The following is an 18,771-nucleotide window of genomic DNA, read 5'->3' as shown; positions in this document are numbered from 1 at the left end:
ACATTGTTTTTTGCATTGAATATACAAGGCATGCCAAAATAACTTAACGTTTTGTCAAAAACGCTAAACGCAGTGCCTCGGAAAAACGTTTTATTTGACTTTTGTTAAAAACCTCATAATGCAAACCATCAAGCGCAAAATCACTTTCTTGTTATTGTTGATAACAAGCCTGCCCGCTATTGTGGCCGCCCAAAACGGACTGCCTATCAATAACGAAAAATTGAACCAGCTACAGCAGCAATTTGTAGATCTTAGGTTCGGTATGTTCATTCACTTTAACATGCCAACTTACAACAATGCCGACTGGCCTGATCCGGAAGCTTCGCCGGAAATGTTCAACCCTAAAAAGCTTAACGCCGACCAATGGGCAAAAGCGGCAAAATCTGCCAACATGACCTATGGTTGCCTTACCACCAAACACCACAGCGGTTTTTGTATATGGGATACCAAAAGCACCGATTATAACGTGATGAACAGTCCGTACAAAAAGGATGTGGTAAAGCAATTTACCGATGCTTTTCGTGCTAATGGCTTAAAGGTGATGCTGTATTATTCGATATTGGATACGCACCACAAACTGCGCCCTAACCAAATTGAGCACAAACATATTGAGATGATCAAAACCCAGCTTACCGAGCTGCTTACCAAATACGGCAAGATAGAGGCCCTGATCATTGACGGATGGGATGCGCCATGGTCGCGTATTTCTTATGACGATGTGCCTTTTGAGGATATCTACAACCTGGTAAAATCATTACAGCCAGATTGCTTGCTGATGGACCTTAACGGCGCCAAATACCCTGCCGAAGGTTTATACTATACCGATATTAAAACCTACGAAATGGGTGCTGGTCAGCGTTTATCAAAAGATAGCAAACGCATGCCTGCACTGGCTTGTTTGCCTATCAACAGCGCATGGTTCTGGAAAACAGATTTCCCTACCACCCCGGTTCGTGAGGCCGCTAAAATTGTTAACGAGAACATTATCCCGTTGAACGATGCAAGCTGTAACTTCATATTGAACGTTGCGCCAAACCGCGATGGTTTAATTGACGACAACGCTTTAGCCAGCCTGAAAGAAGTAGGCAAACTGTGGAAGAACACCGGCCCAACAACCAAACTTTCTCCACTTGAAGCGCCGATAATTTCGAGCAACATCGCGCTGCGTGCACCTGCCAATGGCAGCTGGAGTGATGATTCGGCTATTTACGATTTTGCTAACGATGATAATTTCCACTCTTCATGGCAATCAAGTCCGGGTGTTAAAGCGCCATGGTACGAGATCGACTTTAAAAAGGACAAGCCATTTAACACTATCGTGGTTTTTGAAGAGCAATCTAACATCAGCAAATACCGTTTAGAATATTGGGATGGTATTGCCTGGAAACCACTTTACAGTGGCGAAAACAAATCGCGCATGAAACTGCACCGCTTTAACCGGGTATGGGGCAGCAAAGTACGCATACTGGTTGATGCCTCCGAGCATCAGGTATCGATAGCCGAATTCCAGGTATTTGACGAAAGAAGATAATTTTTGGATACACTTTTAAACGGAGCCTTTAGCTTAATTGCTAAGGGCTTTTTTGTTTTGGTTTTTTGAAGAGGGGTTAACCGCTGAGTTAGCTGAGGTTATCGCAGAGGGCGGGGAGATTTATTTTTTTACCACAGAGTACACAGAGATCTCTTTGAGTTTTGCAAGAAGAACTCCAAAAACTCAGCGTTAACCTCAGCTAACTCAGCGGTTAATTTCAAACTGTTAAATTTCATAAAAGACCATCTCCTTTCCATCTATATTTTATAAATTGCTTCACCGTTAAACCTATCGTAAACCATGAAGAAACTTTTTATAATCGCCTGTTTTCTTGTTTTGTCTGCCATTGCGTATGGCCAGGATACTGTTCAAAATGCCGATGGCAGCACAACTATAACAACAACGATGATCAGTACTAAAGCGGGGCGTTTAGATACCAATTTAGTGGCATACGATGAGCAAGGCAAGGCACTGCGTTATTACCAATATACCAAACTGCTTAATTCGGGCCAGTACACCATGAGCTTTGAAGGCCCGCAAACTGATAAGCCGGTAATGCACATAAAAAAGCTATCAGTAGATGAGCAAAATAAAATGTTCAACATGATCCGCGAATCAATTACCAGTAAAAGCCCGGGTTTAAAGGAGGGTTCGCCATTTGATACGAAACCGCTCGAATCAATTGTGCCTGTAAATCAATTAAATGGAAAGGTGCTGCTTTTGCTGTTTTGGTATGCCAACTGTCCGCCTTGTACAGAGGATTTCGCAAGTATCAACAAAATACTTAAGCAGGTACATAATCCCGAAGATATTACCATACTGGCTATCACCACCGATAATGAAGATATTGCCGCGGCAAAATTAAAAGAGAAGCCTGTGTTATATGCCAAATTGATCAGCGGGGCAAGGGATATAACCAATGCTTACAAACCCGAAGGCTTTCCGGCATATGTGGTGGTAGATAAAGCAGGCATTACCCGACTGGGCATTATAGGCAGTTCGCCAATAACCATGCAGTTGGTAGGTACTGCTGTAAGGGCCGCGCTAACGCAGTAGCCCCTACAGCAGGTATACTCAAAATTTATTTAGCCTCGTGATCAGCAAATAGAACGGTACCGTTATGGCCGCCAAAGCCAAAGGTATTGCTCATGGCGTAGTTCACCGGGAAATCAATGGTTTCGCCAAGTACAATGTTCAGGCTGTCCGGTACTGCCGGATCAAGCTCTTGTGTATTAATGGTTGGCGGAATCACCTTGTCGCGTATCGATAATAACGAAATAACGGCCTCAATAGCGCCCGCTGAACCCAACAGGTGACCGGTCATTGATTTGGTAGCGCTGATCTGTAATTTATGTTTTTCGCCCTTAGTAAGGTTCAATACCGCTTTGGTTTCTGAAAGATCGCCAATGGGGGTTGAAGTGGCGTGCATGTTCAGGTAATCCAGGTCGGCAATACTTATACCGGCTTCATTCAAGGCCAGTTGCATGGCCCTGGTAGCGCCAAGTCCTTCGGGGTGGGTTGAGGTCATGTGGTAGGCATCGGCCGTCATGGATGCGCCGCGTACTTCGGCATAGATATGCGCGCCGCGTTTAATGGCATGTTCGCGATCTTCCAATACCAATGCTGCCGCGCCTTCGCCCATTACAAAACCATCGCGGCTCACATCAAACGGACGAGATGCCCCTTCCGGATCATTATTCAGGGTCGACATGGCTTTCATCGAACTAAACCCACCTATAGATGCCGGAGTAATAGGTGCTTCAGAACCACCGGTAATAATCACTTTCGCTTTACCTAAACGGATATAGTTAAAAGCATCCATAATAGCTGTATTTGAAGTAGCGCATGCCGAAACCGCGGTGTAATTAACGCCCATATAGCCATTACGCAGCGATATCATCCCCGAAGCCATATTGGTAAGCAGCTTAGGTACAAAGAAAGGGCTGAACCTTGGGTTGCCATCGCCCTGCGCATAGCCGGTTACCTGCTCTTCGAAGGTTTCCATGCCGCCTTGTGCCGAACCCCATATTACACCAACGTCAAACGGATCCATTTTGCTGAACTCGAAGCCCGAATCCTTGATCGCCTCGTCCGACGCGATGAGCGCGTACTGCGTAAAGGGATCGGTACGTTTAAGATCGTTACTGTCAAGATAGGTGGCCGGGTTATAATCCTTCAGTTCGCAGGCAAACTGCGTTTTAAACAATGTAGGATCAAAGTGGGTGATGCGTGCCGCGCCGCTTTTGCCGGCCACAACATTTTGCCAAAAGGTTTTTACCTCGTTACCAATAGGCGTTAACGCGCCTATGCCTGTTACAACAACTCTGTTAAGCATATACTGTAAATTAATCCCTCCGCTATCGCGCGGAGTTTTTGGGTGGGCAAAGGTAATAACAAAATACCTTATGGTATATTTAAGTGTAACTATGTTTACTGTTTAATGATAAACTATTGATTTACAGCTTTGAAAAATCGTGCTCTATTTAAATTGATATGTCTTGAAGAGGCAATAATAGCTTGTGGCTATATAACATAATGAATGCCTCATATATTAAAAGAATTAACAGAGATTGCGCAATAAAAAAGCCCTTTCTGCACATCAGAAAGGGCTTTTTTTATTGCTAAATAATGTTATTATAAAGACAGTATCTCAACTATCTTCAGCATGTTGCTGTTTAGTTGTAAGTTCTTTTTAATGGCTTGCTCAAACGGGGTGTATGAAATTTCGCCGTGTATTACACCTATCATTTCGGCACGGTGGCCATCTTTAAGGGCTTCCACTGCGGCATAACCTACACGGCTTGCCAGTACGCGGTCCATACAGGTTGGCCTGCCGCCGCGTTGTATGTGGCCCAGTATTGATACGCGGGTATCGTAATTAGGGAATTTTTCTTTCACTAAGCGGCCAACTTCAAAAGCGCCGCCTTCCTGGTCGCCTTCGGCAACTATTACAATGCGCGATGATTTATCTTTACGGCCATGCTCTAAACGGTGGAACAAAGCGTTCAAGTCACCGGTACTCTCCGGTATCAATACCGCTTCGGCACCCGATGCAATACCCGAACGCAAGGCGATCAATCCCGAATCTCGGCCCATCACCTCAACAATAAATAAACGGTCGTGTGATTCTGCCGTATCGCGAATTTTATCAACCGCGTTGATAACGGTATTAATGGCGGTATCATAACCAATAGTAAAATCGGTACCCACCAAATCGTTATCAATAGTGCCGGGTAGGCCGATGATAGGAATATCATATTCCTCACCCAGTAATTTAGCGCCGGTAAAAGTGCCTTCGCCGCCAATGGCAACAAGGGCATCTACCTTATTCTTTTTTAACTGGAAATAGGCAAGTTTACGGCCTTCAGGAGTTCTGAATTCATCGCTGCGGGCCGATTTTAGTATGGTGCCGCCGCGTTGTATAATGTTTGAAACAGATTTACGGTTCATTGGCTCGTATTCGCCGTTGATCATGCCTTCGTAACCGCGGCGAATGCCTGTTACTTGTATATCATGATACAATGCTGTACGTACCACTGCCCTGATGGCAGCATTCATGCCCGGCGAGTCACCTCCGGAAGTATATACTCCTATGTTTTTGATTTGGCTCATTTTTTATTCTTGTAGGCAGCTATTCCGCTGTCCAAAAATTTTAAATAACTGCTAATATTAAAGTTCGCGCCTGATGGTTCGATGGTTTTGTTATTAGGGTCAGTCATTAAATTACCATCGCTATCAAGCAGCACATAAAATGGCTGTGCATTAGCGTTAAAACGCTCGGCCTGCATATCCTGCCATTTGGCGCCTAAATTAGTAATTTTTTTGCCACTAAAGGCCGAAGTATATTGCTCTTCGGGTTTTAATTCTGTTTTATCGTCAGTATATAGCTGTAACAACACGTAATCATCACGTATGCGTTTAAACACCTGCGGGTCTTCCCACACATCGTTCTCCATTTGGCGGCAATTCACACAGTTCCAACCGGTAAAATCAATCATTATGGGCTTGTGCAGCTCTTTAGAAACCTGCAAAGCCTGCTCATAATCGTACCAGGCATCAAGTCCTTTTACCTTGGCACGGCTAAATATTTCGGCGTATTTTTTTTCTTTAACAGATGATTGCGCCAAAGCAGGAGCTGCTGATCCGCCTCCGTTTTCTGAAAGGTAAAAATCCTGCGTGGCTGGTGGCGGCAATAAAGCGCTCAGTGGTTTCAGCGGTGCGCCCCATAAGCCGGGTACCAGGTAAATTACAAAGGCGAAAACGATAACCGCCAAAAAGATGCGTGGTACCGATACGAATTGCAGATCGCTATCGTGCGAGAATTTGATCTTACCTATAAGGTATAATCCCATCAGGAAGAAGATCGCTATCCACAACGCCAGGTAAATATCGCGGTTAAACCAGTTCCAGTGGTAGGCTAAATCAACGTTCGATAAAAATTTAAGCGCCAGCGCTATCTCTAAAAAGCCCAATACTACTTTAATGCTGTTCAGCCATCCGCCCGATTTTGGCAGGCTCTTTAATGCCGACGGGAACAACGCGAATAAAGTAAATGGTAATGCCAATGCTAATGAAAAGCCAAACATGCCCACAGCAGGAGCAAGTCTTTCGCCGTTTGTAGCGGCCAATACCAGCATATTGCCGATGAGCGGGCCGGTACATGAGAATGATACAACCACCAATGTGGCTGCCATAAAGAAGATTCCGGCAAGGCCGCCTTTATCCGAATTGGCATCCAGCTTATTGGCCAGCGAGCTTGGCAGCGTAATTTCGAAAGCGCCCAAAAACGACACCCCGAAAACCACCAGTAATATAAAGAACAGTAAATTAAATATACCGTTTGTGGCCAGCGCGTTCAGCGCGCCCGGACCAAAGGCCAGCGTAACGGCGAAGCCTAAAAGCACATATATTACAATGATAGATATACCATAAATAATAGAGTGCAGTATCCCCTTTTGCCTTGAGCCTGCCTTTTTAGTAAAAAAGCTAACCGTTAAAGGCAGTAATGGATAGATACATGGCATGGTAACTGCCAGCAAACCTTGTATAAAACCGGTAATGAACAGCGTCCATAACGATTGTGATGGCGCTGCCGGTTTTGCTACAGTTGTTGCTTTAACTTCAGTAGCCGGTTTTGCGATGGCCTTTTTTGCTTCACGGGCCTTTTTCGCTGCGGCTATACTATCTGCCGCCGATGGAATATCGGTAAATTCAATATCTGCCGATGAGGTGGTATCTGTTTGCGCCTTAGCAGGAGTGCCTGCCGTTAATAACAGGGCGAATACAAACAGAAGAAACGAAAATCGTTTAAGGTTCTTTAAAAAGATCATGATGCTTACCGGGATTATTTAACTGGAATACTAAACGATACTTGTTCCGGTGGTAAGCATTTGGTATCGTTACAGGTCATAAACTCTAAGCTGCCTTTTACTGTGGCGGCTTTTCCGTTCAATTTTATTTTTTGCTGAAAAATGGCAGACGTTTCAAAAAAGGTAACATCCATGCCAAATACTTTTTCGTTACGGGTAATACCTTTTGGTTCGCTTGGTTTGCCAACAAGCGTATATTCTTTTGAAGGGGTAAATACAAACGATGTTTTAACCGGGCCGCCTTCTTTTACATTTTGCGAGTAAACGTGCCAGCCTTCGTCAATAGTGGCTTTTAAAAATACGATGGCCTCTTTAGCATTCACCTTTTTGGCCGCGTACGACCACTTTACATGCGCTTCAATTTGCGCGAAAGCTCCGGTGCTAAATAAAATAACAGTTAACAAGGTCAGTAACTTCTTCATTATATTGTTTTGTTTAAAAATTCAATTTGTTTTAAGTCGAACATCAATTCGCGGTTGTCGCTGTTTACAACCAACAGCCCGTTCTCTTTAACGCCGGTAATATTACCTGTGAAAACGGAATTGTTTGACTTATATTCTCTCTCTTCGTTTAACCAGTATAAAGCGGCTAAATACTCTTCGCGTATTTCAGTCACATTGCCTGCTTTTAAGCGCAGATAGGCAGCTTCAATGTGGCTGCAAATTTCTGACAATAAAAGCCGTAAATCGTAATCCCTTTGTAAGATTTGCTTAACTGACGCAGGATTAGGCACATGCGCCGGAAATACATCCTGATTTACATTGATACCTATGCCAACCACGGCATGTTTAATAGTGCTGCCCTGCACTATATTTTCAATGAGTATGCCGCCCAACTTTTTGTCGGCGTAATATACATCATTCGGCCATTTTATTTTTAATAAGCTGCCTAAATGCTGCTTAAGCGCGTTGTGCACACCCAAACTTACAACGCGAACCAAATCAAATTGCTGATTTACAGGCAAAAAAGAGGGGTTAAGCAGCAAGCTAAAAGTAAGGTTTTTGCCCGGCTCGGCATGCCATCCGTTTTGTTGCTGACCACGGCCTGCATACTGCTCTTCTGCCATAATGACCGTTCCTTCGGGTACTGGCTTGGAATTTGACAGTAAATTCTTGAGGAATGTGTTGGTGGAGTCAATTTGTTTAATTGTTACTAAATTTTGTCCAACAAATAATCCCGAAAATATGTTATTTTGCAAAGTATAATATCTAAAACTTAAAATCGTTCAAAACTAAGTCTTTTTGATGGTAAAAAACAAAGCGTTAAAAGAGTCCGCTTATATTTCCGAACTCGCCATTCACGGCATTCAGGAAAAGAAAGGGAATGATATAGTGAGGTTAGACCTTCGGAACATATTCAGTTCAGTATCTGATTATTTCGTGATATGCCATGCCGATTCGTCAACACAGGTGCGCGCCATTGCCAACAGTGTTGAGGATGAAATTTTTAAGGCTACGCAGCAAGAACCCTGGAGAAAAGAGGGCTTGGAATACAGCGAATGGATATTGCTGGACTATATAGATGTGGTGATCCACATTTTCAGGACCGACAAAAGAGAATTCTACGGAATGGAAGATCTGTGGGGGGATGCAGAGATAAAAAATTATAAAAGCGCTTAAACCTACGTACATCATACAACCCCTGTTTATTTTGAAATATTGATTGTATGTTTGAGCCTGTATTAACATGAAAGATAATAACTTGGAAAAACCAAAACCAATTCGGAAAATTTCGAATAAGAAGATAACTCCTAAGCCACCTAAGTTTAATATTATGTGGCTTTACGGCATACTGATAGTTGCATTGCTGGTTGTGCCAACCATTATTGGCGGCAGCAACGGCCGAACCATCAGTTTTCAGCGTTTTGAAAGTGAAATGCTGAGCCAGCGCGATGTGGAGAAGATCGTGGTATATAAAAACGGCGAGCTTGTAGTGGCCGAGGTTTACATTAAAAAGAACAGCCTTGCCAAGCCGCAATATAAAGACGTAAAGACAGATCAGCGCTCGTTCACCATGAACCCATCGAGCGGACCACAGTATAACTTTACTGATGCAACCTACGAAAGCCTTAAAAACTCCATAGCCAATTCAGAAAAAAACATACCTGATAGCGAAAAAACCCCGATAGTATACGAACAACACGAGAATTGGTTAACTAACTCGCTGTTCCAGTTTATTATTATGGGCGTATTGCTGGTAGTTGTTTGGCTGTTCATCATGCGTCGCATGTCGGGCGGTTCAGGCGGTGGCCCGGGTGGTCAGATCTTCAACATTGGTAAATCAAAAGCTACCTTGTTTGATAAAGAAGCCCAGGTATCGGTAACATTTAACGATGTTGCCGGTTTGGAAGAAGCCAAGCAAGAGGTAATGGAAATTGTAGATTTCCTTAAAAACCCTAAAAAATATACCAACCTGGGTGGTAAAATTCCTAAAGGCGCATTGCTGGTAGGTTCGCCGGGTACAGGTAAAACATTATTGGCCAAAGCCGTTGCAGGCGAGGCGCAGGTGCCTTTCTTCTCACTTTCAGGTTCTGACTTTGTGGAGATGTTTGTGGGTGTGGGTGCATCACGTGTACGTGATTTGTTCCGCCAGGCTAAAGATAAGGCGCCATGTATCATCTTTATTGATGAGATTGATGCTATCGGCCGTGCCCGTGGCAAAAACAATATTGTAGGTGGTAACGACGAACGCGAAAACACCCTGAACCAGTTATTGGTGGAGATGGATGGTTTCGGTACCGATTCTGGTATCATCATACTGGCTGCTACCAACCGCCCCGATGTACTTGACTCTGCCTTATTACGTCCCGGACGTTTTGACAGACAGGTATCTATCGACAAACCGGATTTGGTTGGCCGCGAGCAGATCTTTAAAGTGCACTTAAAACCGGTTAAACTGGCCGAAGGTGTTGATGCTAAAAAACTATCGGCACAAACCCCTGGTTTTGCCGGTGCCGAAATTGCCAACGTTTGTAACGAAGCAGCGCTTATCGCTGCCCGTAAAAACAAAGAGGCGGTTGATATGCAGGATTTTCAGGATGCTATTGACCGTGTAATTGGTGGTTTAGAGAAAAAGAACAAGATCATCTCTCCGGAAGAGAAACGTATTGTGGCTTACCATGAGGCCGGTCACGCTATTGCAGGCTGGTTCCTGGAGCATGCCGATCCGTTGGTTAAGGTATCTATTGTTCCGCGTGGTGTTGCCGCTTTAGGTTACGCGCAATACCTGCCGAAAGAGCAATTCTTATACACTACCGAGCAATTGCTTGATGGTATGAGTATGACGCTTGGCGGTCGTGTGGCGGAGGATATCACCTTTGGTAAAATATCAACCGGTGCCCAAAACGATTTGGAACGCATTACCAAACTTGCCTACGCTATGGTTACCATTTATGGTATGAATGATAAGGTAGGTAACGTTTCGTTTAACGATACACAAGGCGAGTACCAGTTCAACAAGCCATATTCAGAAAAAACATCAGAACTGATTGATCAGGAAGTTCGTAATCAGATCAACACCGTTTACGAGCGTACCAAACAATTGCTGCTTGACAAACGCGATGGTTTAGAGAAACTGGCTAACAAGCTATTGGAAAAAGAGATCCTGTTCCAATCTGATTTGGAAGAAATATTGGGTAAACGTCCGTTTGATCATCGTACTACTTATGATGAATTTGTGAACGGCGCGACTGAATCAAACCAGGATCCTGTTGCACAAAACTTAGTGCACGAAGGCATTAGCGATCATTCAGGTACGTTTAACCGTAACCCTGAAGAGAAAGAAGCTAACGGTACAGATACGAAGTAAAAACAATTAATGATATAAAGCCATTCGCCTAACCGCGAATGGCTTTACTGTTTTATAATGAGGGATATTACTACACCGAAAGAGAAACTGCTGAAAAAGATCCGCAAGGCGCTGCTGGAAAAAAGGGACAATCCCTATCCAAACCTTGAAGATCTGCCATTGTATCCCGCTAATGAAGAAATGCTGGAGGTACTTTTCGCCGAGCAATTCACCGAAGCGGCCGGGCAGTTTGTTTTTTGTGAGGATGATATCCAGTTTATTGAAAACCTGCTTACCCTCGCCGAAGAGCGCAAGTGGCACAAAATATACTGCTGGGAACCCGAACTGCAAAACATCCTTACCCAGTACGAATATCCTTATTTTGAAACCGATAAAGATTTTGACCAGGCACAGGTAGGTTTTACCCTGTGCGAAGCGCTGATAGCCCGTAACGGCAGCATCATGCTCTCAAACGCGGGCATGGCAGGGCGCAGGTTGAGCATTTATCCGCCGGTGCATATTGTACTGGCCTACACCTCGCAATTGGTTTTAGAGGTTAAAGACGGTCTGAAACTGCTGAAGAAGAAATACGGCACAAACCTGCCCTCCATGATCACCAACATCACCGGCCCCAGCCGCACAGCCGACATAGAAAAAACACTGGTATTAGGAGCCCACGGCCCCAAAGAGCTGTTCGTGTTTCTGCTGGATGGGTAAGAGAGGTTTCAGATTCGGGGTTCGAGACTAAAAAAGGTATTTGATATTTCATCCTGTTTTAACCAATGAAAACATTAACAGAATTTAAAGAATCATTGAATTTAGAAAAACCGGTTGACAGGCTCTCTGTGCAGTTAAAAAGTTTGTGGTATGATGGGAAAGGCGATTGGCACAATGCTCATGCACAGATTGATCATCTAAATGACCAAGCTTCGGCATGGGTACATGCCTATCTCCATCGTAAAGAGGGTGATATTTGGAATGCCGATTACTGGTATAACAAAGCACAGCAAAAACGCCCAAGAGTATCACTGGATGATGAGTGGGAGCAGTTGGTATTACATTTTCTTGATTGAGAATATATATGTAGAACTGAGGCTGCCAATTTAACAATCAATTGACCGGTTATCGCCCCCCTTACCAAAAATTACAAATCGTTTTTCGTGTAAAATCTCGCGTAATTATGTGCGCTCTCTTTTGTTATATATGCACCGCTCTCTGATTCAAATTCTTCGTAAATAAGCACCCTTCAATCAACTGTATCCTGTGTGGGTACCTCACTGGCAAGATGTTTCTTTTTATCAAAAAGTGCAAATAATAGCCGTTTTACTACAAGGGTAGTTTAAATTGCACGGGGTAACTTAGTATTATAACCTATATTATAATAACCGGTTCAAATCCCTTCTCTTATGGTTCATTTTACACGTGCCTTTGCCTGCCCGAAAGTTTATTTTGTAATCGTTTTTTTTGCATGTTTAACAGGGTACAGCAACTCTACTCAAGCACAATTCAACGGTTATCCGCTGATATCCGCGAGTAAAAACGGTATTGTCAACAAGCTCTCGCCCGATCCTACCATTGGTTACACCTGGGCCAACCCAAAGGCAAACGATGGGTTGGAGAGTTATATCCTTCAGCCTCTTAGCTGGTCGGTTTCAAACGCGCGAAGCTTCAACATGGCCGGGTTCAAAAAAGACAAAACTATCGTTGTGAATGGCGAAGGAAGCATCCGCTTTGATTTTGGGCAGGAAAATGCCGCCTGGCTTGAATTTGACAGTCCCGACCTGAGCGGCAAAGTAGAAATGAGCATAAGTGAATTTAACGAGCCGCCTGTTGATGCATCCAGCTATCCGGTAAAAACCTTATCGCCAAAAAAATACGGAAACACCTACCGACTTGAGCTCAACCCCGAACTATATGAAGGAGTTCGTTTTGGGTGGATACATGTACGGTCGTTCCCTAAAAACTGGCATATTACGGGCGTACGTTTGGTTTGCCAAATAAAACCGACTAATTATAACGGCAGCTTTTCGTGCAGCGATACCATGCTTACCCGCATTTGGTATACCGGGGCTTATACGGTAAAGTTGAACCTGCTGAAAGATTACTTAGGCGCGATACTAATGAACCGGGGCGACAGGTTCTCGTGGACCGGAGACGCGCATCCCTCACAGGCGGCCTCCATGGTAGCATTCGGCAATTATGATTTTGTAAAGCAAAACATTGCTTATACCTCTACGCAAAGTAACGGCATCCGCAGCTACGCGCTTTACTGGGTTTTGAGCCTTATAGACTACTATAAATATACCGGCGATACCGGGACGTTGAAGACCTATATAGATAATGCCTGCAACAAGCTGGATGACGCTTACAAGGTTTACGGCACCAATCCTAACCTCGAATATTATGGCTGGGACGAACGCCTCGGCGCGGGCTTTGAACACCCTAACCTTGCCGAACCGCAAAACGCTTACAAAATGCTCTCCATAAGGGTATGGAACGAGTTTTCAGCAGCTATGGCTATTTATGGCCGCAAGGATCTTCAGAACAAATACCGCGACTACGCAACAGAAAAGATGAACGTGCTGAAAAAGGACGCTGCCTGGTACCACAATTTTGGCTTGCATGCCGGCACAGACGCCGTTACTACCGGCTTATTAAACCCCGGCGAGAAAAAGGCCATCTACGAAAAAAGCTTCACGGATAGGGTAAACCGTGTTTCCTATTCTCCCTTCAACCAGTATTTTGTAATACAGGCTTTTGCCCTATTGAATAAATACGACGATGCCCTAAGCTCCATCCGCGACCTTTGGGGCGGGCAGATAAAATATGGCGGCACTACCTTTTTTGAAGACTACCGCCCATCATGGAACGCCGTTACCGGCCTCAATGGCGCGGTGCCTAATAATCAATGCGGGTTCACCAGTTTATGCCACCCATGGGGCGCCGGTGTTACCAAATGGCTGAGCGAAGAAGTACTCGGCATAAAACCAGCATCGCCCGGCTTTGCCACATTTGAAATACTACCGCATCCCGGCCGCACACTTACTAAAGTATCCGGAACAACACCAACACCACACGGCGCTATAAGCGCGAGTTTTAATGTTACAACGGGGCTATGCGAGTTTACCGTACCGCCCGGCACAGCTGGCCGCATCGGGATCCCAAAGGTTGAAAAAAACATCAGGAGCATAAAGGTAAATGGCAAACCGGTATGGAACGGCGTTTATCATTCAGTTACAGGCATTGGCGGTGCAAATGCCGATGAGCAGTTTGTTTACCTTACAGGTGTGCAGCCCGGCAAATATTCGGTAGTTGTTGAATATAGCGGCTCTACGCCTAAATATGTTGACCCGCGCGAATCCTATGCTGCCAAATACATCGGAGCAGACTCCCTTACGGGCGGCAATTGGGGCAATATCTACGGAAAAGATGGTTATGTGCTATGTAATTATAATGGCAACGGGAACGACAAAAAAAGCTTCCCTGCCTATGTTACCGCTGTTGATTATTATAAGATAAAGGGCAACGGCCAACCCAATAACGTTGTATGGGCAACAAACACAACTGACAGCAGGGCGTTATCATCAAACGCGGCTAACTCTGGCGCCCGAACCGCCGCCTGTTTATATGCCATGGATGGCGACCAGGTGGGATATACCTTTACTTCTACCATTACCATAAAAGGCACGCACGACTATAAAGTATCACTCTATTTTTTAGACTGGGACCGTAAGGGCCGAAAGATAGCGGTTGAAATGTTCGACGCGGAAACATCAAACCTGGTAGCTCCGGTAAAAATTGTTGAAGATTCTGCGGGCGGCGCTTACCTCACTTATTGCTATAACAAATCAGCCAAATTCAGGATCAACCTCGTGCGCGGTGATAATGCGGCATTGAGCGGGATATTTTTTGACCCGGTAAAATAAGTCTAACAGGATATCAAAATAGGCTTATTAGCACATCTTTAATCTTGTACATAGTCCTCATTGTGTAAGTATAAAGCAACTATAATAACCTGTTTTGTTTAACACGAAACCCGCTCTACCATGATAAAGCGGGTTTCGTGTTTAATAGTGTAAACTAATATTTAAAAACCTAAACCAACTGTAAATCCGCGGATGTTATTAAGCGGAAAATCGCGACCGGCAGTTGTAGCTCCGGTGGATAGGTTTACATTATAAAATTTTGTTTTACCGTCTGATGTGGTGAAAATACCATAGGCTAAATTACTGGTACCTCCTATATCAAAACCGCCGGTGGCAGTAATATCAATATTTAGCTGACCTACAGGCACAAGCTTACCGTCATTCGGAGGATCTTGCTTGTACAGCATATCGGTTTGGCTGTCAATATCGTACAAGGTAGAGTTCAACGCGCCCGCGTAATTGTTATGGTAAGCTATTGATACTATAGATGGTATGCCGGGGTTTAATGCCGCGTCAACCGAAGTAAGGTCGGCCGTTGTTGGATTTATACGCAGGTTTTGCCCGGTATTGCTTACCACGCGTATCATATCAACCGTTGGGTTAAAATCAAACCCGAAACTTGTGCCTGATAATGGAGTAGAGAATACCGTGCCGCCATTAACAACAGTAGCCGCGCCCGATGCCGCATTAAGCGTATATAAGCGGCTGGTGCTGCCCAAAGCGTATATTTGTCCGTTCAATGGGCGCATATCAATGCCCAGTATATTTTCGCCGGGTTGCAGGCCCGTTACAGCAAATGTGGTAGTTGAGCCAGTGTTCGGGTTATAAATAACAAACTGATTATCGGGGCCAATTACGTAACTAACCGGATCTGTCGGGATAGCTATATCTGCCAGTTTAGTACTAAAGCTGCCTATTTTGGTGGTTTTTCCGGTATTGCCATTAATAGTAACAAGGGTTGATTTGCCTGCAATATTTATCGCAGCAAGCGCGGTGCCATCGGGGCCAACATCAAAACCGCCGCCTTCTTCAGCATCAACGCCTAAATCGCCCACTGCAACTAATGTGCCGCTATTAGCGGGTTCCTGACGGTATAGCTTATCAGTAGCGGCATCAATATCGTATAATATGGCGGCTACCGCTCCTGCTTTGTTATCACTGTAAGCGATGGAAGCTATTTTATTAGTCGCGGCTATAGCTTGGTCAACACTGGCTACCTCACCTGTTTCAGGATTTATCCGCAGGTTTTGCCCGGTATTGGTTACTACGCGGATACGATCAACCACCGGGTTAAAATCCAAATTGGCCAGGGTGCCGCTAAGTGCAGGTGTAAAAGGCGTGCTGTTAACAGCCCTTGCCACACCTGTATTAAAATTAATAATGTAGATACGGCTGGTGCTGCCTAAGCCATAAAGCTGGCCGGTAGCCGGCCTGAAATCAATACTCAGTATTTTTTCTCCGGTTTGCAGTCCGGTAATAGCCAATTGCCCATCAACCGGCCCGGTTTGCGCATTAATTAAGGATAGTCTATTATCCTCAGTTAATGCAAAAAAATTAATATTTGGCCCTACTGTAAAATCGGGGTTGGGTTTATTTTCCTTGGCACAGGATGCCAGGCCTAACACGAAAGCGCCAATAACAGCGTATTTCGTTATCGATAAAAGTTTGTTTGTTCTCATAATTTATATTTAAAAGTAATAATAAATAGCTGATAGCAGCAAATGTAATTTGGTTCAGTATCGCTTATTAAATCGGTAAAGCAAATTGCGCAGGTTTAAACGGGCAGCATCCGCAAAAAAGTATGCCATACCCTTTTTTATATACGTTGATAATATTTAAAACGTAACAATAGCTTGTTGCATTTTATGTATATTGCTATACCCCTAAAAAATAATTAATTTAGCCATGGCTGCAAGTAGCTAAACCTTTTACTATTAACTTGTTAATTCAACTTACGTGAGTAGCCCGAACGCTGATAAGCCGTACAACCTGGATCTTTTTTTTGAACTGTCTGCTGATCTGCTGTGCATTGCCGGATACGATGGCTATTTTAAAAAGATCAACCCTGCGGTTTCAAAATTACTGGGGTATACCCCTGAGGAATTGCTGGCACGCCCCATCCACGAATTTATTTTTACCGGTGATAAAGATGTTACGGCACGCAATCGCGAATCGCTGCTGAACGATACCCCGCTGCTCAATTTCGAGAACCGCTATGTGACCAAAAGCGGCGAGATAGTCTGGCTATCGTGGACATCGATGCCCGTAGCCGATCAACAGGTGGTTTTCGCGATAGCAAAGAACATCACCCATAAAAAGAAGCTTGAAGAGGAACGCGACCAATTGATAGACGACCTCGCGCAAACCAACAACGATTTGAAGCATTTGGCCTACATGACATCGCACGATTTGCGTACACCCGTAAGCAACCTGCTGCTGGGGTTCGACCTGATGGATCTATCTAAAATAAAGGACGACGATACGCTGATGTTTATAGATGTATTAAAATCGGCGGCCGAAAGTCTTAAAACCACGCTTAATAACTATGTTGATGTGCTGATACAAAAAAGCACGCAAAACATCATCACCGAAGAACTGAATGTAAACGATTCCCTGGCCATTGTACTGCGGTCGTTAAACTCGCTGCTGTTCAGCTCCAGGGTAACCATCAATACCGATTTTTCGGCTGCCGAAACAGTGGTGTTCAACAGGGCTTATCTCGAAAGCGTTTTTTTAAACCTCATATCTAACGCCATAAAATATGCCCGGCCCGAGGTTGGTCCGCAGATAAATATTTACACCGAAAGAGAGAACGGCAAAACCAAACTGATCGTGGCCGATAACGGGCTCGGTTTCGATATGATAAAGGTAAAGGACCGTCTTTTCGGTTTTAATCAAAAGTTTGGTAATAATGCCGATAGCAAAGGCATAGGTTTGTACCTCGTATACCACCATATTACCAGCCTTGGCGGCGAAATAACTGTAGAAAGTAAGCTAAACGCGGGCGCAAGGTTCATAATAACCTTTAAATAGCGTTTTATTTAAGCTTTTTGCCCACTAAACAGGTAGAATATATTTCATATCATTATATTTGTATCATAAGGTTACCGTTGATAGTTTCTTAATTATACCAATGGATTTAGAGAGAGGGAGCCTTATTATAACCAATATATGTTATGAGAGAGAGCAAACTTTCGGGGGCGGATTGCCCCATGACCCGTACCATGGCCACCATAGGTACCAAATGGAAACCCATCATTATTTTCAGCATTAATACCGGCAGACTGCGTTTTGGTCAGCTGGATACCAACATACCGCTCATTACCCGTAAAGTACTTACTGAGCAATTGAAAGAGCTGGAAGAAGACGGACTGGTACTGCGCGAATCTTTTATTGAACTGCCCCCACGTGTAGAGTATACTTTAACAGAACAGGGGCTGGCGCTGCTGCCCATTTTACGCTCAATGTGCGATTGGGTAGTTAATTTTGAACAGTCGCAAGGCATCCAAATTAAAAAGAGGGCTCAACCTGTGGTGACCTAATTTGTCGCGCCAAAATAGATGCTGACCCTATCACGTTTTAAGGCTCATCATATACAGAATTATGCACATGCGCCTTTTTACTTACCTTTGATGTACAAGCGTAAACAGAAATGAGCAATAACGATATAATGAAGAAGCTGCGGGTAGCTTTAAAGTTTACTGATGATGATATTATAAAGGTGCTGGAACTGGTAAACTTCCGCATCACCAAAACCGAGATCGGCGCGATATTCCGTAATGACGATCACCCTAATTTTAAACCTTGCGGCGACCAGATACTTCGCAATTTTTTGAACGGACTGATCATTTACAAACGCGGCCCAAGAGAGAAAGCGCCTGCAAAACCATCTGATAGCAATTAATTATCAGGTCAAAAACAATGTTGTCATTGCTGTAAGGGTTTATTAATTCGAGGACAGATTAGTTAATTTATGATTTGTTGTTTAGGGTGATCATATCGATAGGTTTTTTGCCTCCAATTCCCTGATGAGGTCTTTCCCAGTTATAGTACACCAGGTATTGTACCAGCTCATCTTCGAACTCTTCAAGGCTGTCAAAGTCGGTTTCTTCGATGAGGTCTTCTTTGAGTGTTCTCCAGAAGCGTTCCACCTTTCCAT

At 44.1% G+C, this 18,771-nt stretch carries 17 protein-coding genes; 10 read left to right on the top strand and 7 right to left on the bottom strand.

The annotated features are described in order from the left end of the window. Positions 1-118 precede the first annotated feature (118 nt). Together ABD894_RS23035 and ABD894_RS23030 are read left to right on the top strand one after the other, a co-directional pair. Positions 119-1,531 carry an alpha-L-fucosidase gene (locus ABD894_RS23035; protein WP_345213444.1) on the top strand — a complete coding sequence of 471 codons (1,413 nt, stop codon included), beginning with the start codon at positions 119-121 and terminating at the stop codon, positions 1,529-1,531. A gap of 300 nt (positions 1,532-1,831) precedes the next feature. Then, positions 1,832-2,587: a TlpA family protein disulfide reductase gene (locus ABD894_RS23030; protein ID WP_345213443.1), complete on the top strand. Its 756-nt coding sequence runs from the start codon at positions 1,832-1,834 to the stop codon at positions 2,585-2,587. 25 nt (positions 2,588-2,612) lie between these two features. Here the strand turns inward: ABD894_RS23030 and fabF are convergent, their stop codons facing one another. From fabF to ABD894_RS23005, 5 genes are all read right to left on the bottom strand, one after another. Then, complete coding sequence (fabF, locus tag ABD894_RS23025; protein ID WP_345213442.1) at positions 2,613-3,866, bottom strand: beta-ketoacyl-ACP synthase II; 1,254 nt, start codon at positions 3,864-3,866, stop codon at positions 2,613-2,615. Between the two features lie 299 nt (positions 3,867-4,165). Beyond that, positions 4,166-5,143, bottom strand: coding sequence for a 6-phosphofructokinase (gene pfkA, locus ABD894_RS23020; protein WP_345213441.1), 978 nt, complete (start codon positions 5,141-5,143; stop codon positions 4,166-4,168). Then, positions 5,140-6,861 carry a protein-disulfide reductase DsbD family protein gene (locus ABD894_RS23015; protein ID WP_345213440.1) on the bottom strand — a complete coding sequence of 574 codons (1,722 nt, stop codon included), beginning with the start codon at positions 6,859-6,861 and terminating at the stop codon, positions 5,140-5,142. Before ABD894_RS23015 ends, pfkA begins: the two co-directional genes overlap by 4 nt. 14 nt (positions 6,862-6,875) lie before the next feature. Then, positions 6,876-7,322 (bottom strand): protein-disulfide reductase DsbD domain-containing protein, encoded by a 447-nt coding sequence (locus ABD894_RS23010; RefSeq protein ID WP_345213439.1) that lies wholly within the window; start codon positions 7,320-7,322, stop codon positions 6,876-6,878. After that, complete coding sequence (locus ABD894_RS23005) at positions 7,322-8,098, bottom strand: biotin--[acetyl-CoA-carboxylase] ligase (protein ID WP_345213438.1); 777 nt, start codon at positions 8,096-8,098, stop codon at positions 7,322-7,324. Before ABD894_RS23005 ends, ABD894_RS23010 begins: the two co-directional genes overlap by 1 nt. A 46-nt stretch (positions 8,099-8,144) precedes the next feature. Here ABD894_RS23005 and rsfS point away from each other — a divergent pair, with 46 nt between their 5' ends. The 5 genes from rsfS (at position 8,145) to ABD894_RS22980 (ending at position 14,612) form a co-directional block, all read left to right on the top strand. Then, positions 8,145-8,519 carry a ribosome silencing factor gene (rsfS, locus tag ABD894_RS23000; RefSeq protein WP_345213437.1) on the top strand — a complete coding sequence of 125 codons (375 nt, stop codon included), beginning with the start codon at positions 8,145-8,147 and terminating at the stop codon, positions 8,517-8,519. Positions 8,520-8,586: 67 nt separating this feature from the next. Then, the gene (gene ftsH / locus ABD894_RS22995) at positions 8,587-10,707 is read left to right on the top strand and encodes an ATP-dependent zinc metalloprotease FtsH (protein ID WP_345213436.1); all 2,121 of its coding nucleotides are present in this window, start codon (positions 8,587-8,589) and stop codon (positions 10,705-10,707) included. A gap of 57 nt (positions 10,708-10,764) precedes the next feature. Continuing rightward, complete coding sequence (locus ABD894_RS22990) at positions 10,765-11,403, top strand: LutC/YkgG family protein (RefSeq protein ID WP_345213435.1); 639 nt, start codon at positions 10,765-10,767, stop codon at positions 11,401-11,403. A 65-nt stretch (positions 11,404-11,468) separates the two neighbouring features. Continuing rightward, the gene (locus ABD894_RS22985; protein ID WP_345213434.1) at positions 11,469-11,759 is read left to right on the top strand and encodes a hypothetical protein; all 291 of its coding nucleotides are present in this window, start codon (positions 11,469-11,471) and stop codon (positions 11,757-11,759) included. A 333-nt stretch (positions 11,760-12,092) separates the two neighbouring features. Continuing rightward, positions 12,093-14,612 (top strand): alpha-L-rhamnosidase C-terminal domain-containing protein, encoded by a 2,520-nt coding sequence (locus tag ABD894_RS22980; protein ID WP_345213433.1) that lies wholly within the window; start codon positions 12,093-12,095, stop codon positions 14,610-14,612. Between the two features lie 161 nt (positions 14,613-14,773). On the opposite strand, the gene ABD894_RS22975 is transcribed toward ABD894_RS22980, so the two are convergent. Further along, complete coding sequence (locus ABD894_RS22975) at positions 14,774-16,291, bottom strand: DUF4394 domain-containing protein (RefSeq protein WP_345213432.1); 1,518 nt, start codon at positions 16,289-16,291, stop codon at positions 14,774-14,776. A 277-nt stretch (positions 16,292-16,568) separates the two neighbouring features. Between ABD894_RS22975 and ABD894_RS22970 the strand changes: the two genes are divergently transcribed. From ABD894_RS22970 to ABD894_RS22960, 3 genes are all read left to right on the top strand, one after another. Further along, positions 16,569-17,645, top strand: coding sequence for a PAS domain-containing sensor histidine kinase (locus ABD894_RS22970; RefSeq protein WP_345213431.1), 1,077 nt, complete (start codon positions 16,569-16,571; stop codon positions 17,643-17,645). 143 nt (positions 17,646-17,788) lie between these two features. Beyond that, entirely contained in the window at positions 17,789-18,154 is a 366-nt protein-coding gene (locus ABD894_RS22965) for a winged helix-turn-helix transcriptional regulator (protein ID WP_345213430.1), read from the top strand. A 110-nt stretch (positions 18,155-18,264) separates the two neighbouring features. After that, entirely contained in the window at positions 18,265-18,516 is a 252-nt protein-coding gene (locus ABD894_RS22960) for a DUF1456 family protein (protein WP_345213429.1), read from the top strand. A 67-nt stretch (positions 18,517-18,583) separates the two neighbouring features. Here ABD894_RS22960 and ABD894_RS22955 read toward each other — a convergent pair. Beyond that, positions 18,584-18,771, bottom strand: a 188-nt coding sequence (locus tag ABD894_RS22955; protein ID WP_345213428.1) for an integrase core domain-containing protein, incomplete at its 5' end; no start/stop codon positions are given.

The sequence above is a fragment of the Mucilaginibacter gynuensis genome (genome assembly GCF_039541195.1).
GTDB lineage: Bacteria > Bacteroidota > Bacteroidia > Sphingobacteriales > Sphingobacteriaceae > Mucilaginibacter > Mucilaginibacter gynuensis.
Note: the sequence above shows the minus strand (reverse complement) of the source record. Positions and strands in the feature narration are given on the sequence as shown.